The organism is Abyssicoccus albus (assembly GCF_003815035.1).
Taxonomy (GTDB): domain Bacteria; phylum Bacillota; class Bacilli; order Staphylococcales; family Abyssicoccaceae; genus Abyssicoccus; species Abyssicoccus albus.
Genome location: NZ_RKRK01000010.1, coordinates 3,184 through 4,909, shown reverse-complemented (window position 1 = coordinate 4,909; position 1,726 = coordinate 3,184). Strand labels below are relative to the sequence as shown.

Below are 1,726 nucleotides of genomic sequence, written 5' to 3'. Positions count from 1 at the left end.
ATAGAACATTGAAAACTAAATCAAGAAAGTCAACGTTAATTCCGATAGAAGAGTCATTCCCTAAAGGGATGAAGAGAAGCAAGGCAAACTTTTAATTTGAGAGTTTGATCCTGGCTCAGGATGAACGCTGGCGGCGTGCCTAATACATGCAAGTCGAGCGCGTTTCGAAGGTGCTTGCACCTTCAATGAAACGAGCGGCGGACGGGTGAGTAACACGTAGGTAACCTACCTTTATGACTGGGATAACCACGGGAAACCGGGGCTAATACCGGATAAGATTTAGCTTCGCATGAAGCAGAAGTAAAAGGCAGTTTCGGCTGTCACATAAAGATGGACCTGCGGCGCATTAGCTAGTTGGAGAGGTAAGAGCTCCCCAAGGCGACGATGCGTAGCCGACCTGAGAGGGTGATCGGCCACACTGGGACTGAGACACGGCCCAGACTCCTACGGGAGGCAGCAGTAGGGAATCTTCCGCAATGGACGAAAGTCTGACGGAGCAACGCCGCGTGAGTGAAGAAGGTTTTCGGATCGTAAAGCTCTGTTGTTAAGGAAGAACACCATGGATAGGAAATGATCGATGGATGACGGTACTTAACCAGAAAGCCACGGCTAACTACGTGCCAGCAGCCGCGGTAATACGTAGGTGGCAAGCGTTATCCGGAATTATTGGGCGTAAAGCGCGCGTAGGCGGTTTCTTAAGTCTGATGTGAAAGCCCCCGGCTCAACCGGGGAGGGTCATTGGAAACTGGGGAACTTGAGTACAGAAGAGGAGAGTGGAATTCCATGTGTAGCGGTGAAATGCGCAGAGATATGGAGGAACACCAGTGGCGAAGGCGGCTCTCTGGTCTGAAACTGACGCTGAGGTGCGAAAGCGTGGGGATCAAACAGGATTAGATACCCTGGTAGTCCACGCTGTAAACGATGAGTGCTAAGTGTTAGGGGGTTTCCGCCCCTTAGTGCTGCAGTAAACGCATTAAGCACTCCGCCTGGGGAGTACGGCCGCAAGGTTGAAACTCAAAGGAATTGACGGGGACCTGCACAAGCGGTGGAGCATGTGGTTTAATTCGAAGCAACGCGAAGAACCTTACCAAATCTTGACATCCTCTGACAACTTTAGAGATAAAGTGTCCCTTCGGGGCAGAGAGACAGGTGGTGCATGGTTGTCGTCAGCTCGTGTCGTGAGATGTTGGGTTAAGTCCCGCAACGAGCGCAACCCTTAACATTAGTTGCCATCATTGAGTTGGGCACTCTAATGTGACTGCCGGTGACAAACCGGAGGAAGGTGGGGATGACGTCAAATCATCATGCCCCTTATGATTTGGGCTACACACGTGCTACAATGGATAGGAACAAAGGGTGGCGAAGTCGTGAGATGAAGCAAATCCCATAAAACTATTCCCAGTTCGGATTGTAGTCTGCAACTCGACTACATGAAGGTGGAATCGCTAGTAATCGTGGATCAGCATGCCACGGTGAATACGTTCCCAGGTCTTGTACACACCGCCCGTCACACCACGAGAGTTCGTAACACCCGAAGCCGGTGGGCTAACATTGAGGCAGCCGTCGAAGGTGGGACGAATGATTGGGGTGAAGTCGTAACAAGGTAGCCGTATCGGAAGGTGCGGCTGGATCACCTCCTTTCTAAGGAATATGGAGTGAGTGACGAGGTCACTTGAAGGAATTAGCGACAGACTTTCTTGATTTAGTTTTGAATGTTTTATGAATA

At 50.5% G+C, this 1,726-nt stretch carries 1 rRNA gene; it reads left to right on the top strand.

The features are described from left to right. Positions 1-92 precede the first annotated feature (92 nt). A 16S ribosomal RNA gene (locus EDD62_RS09120) occupies positions 93-1,641 on the top strand. Positions 1,642-1,726: the final 85 nt, after the last annotated feature.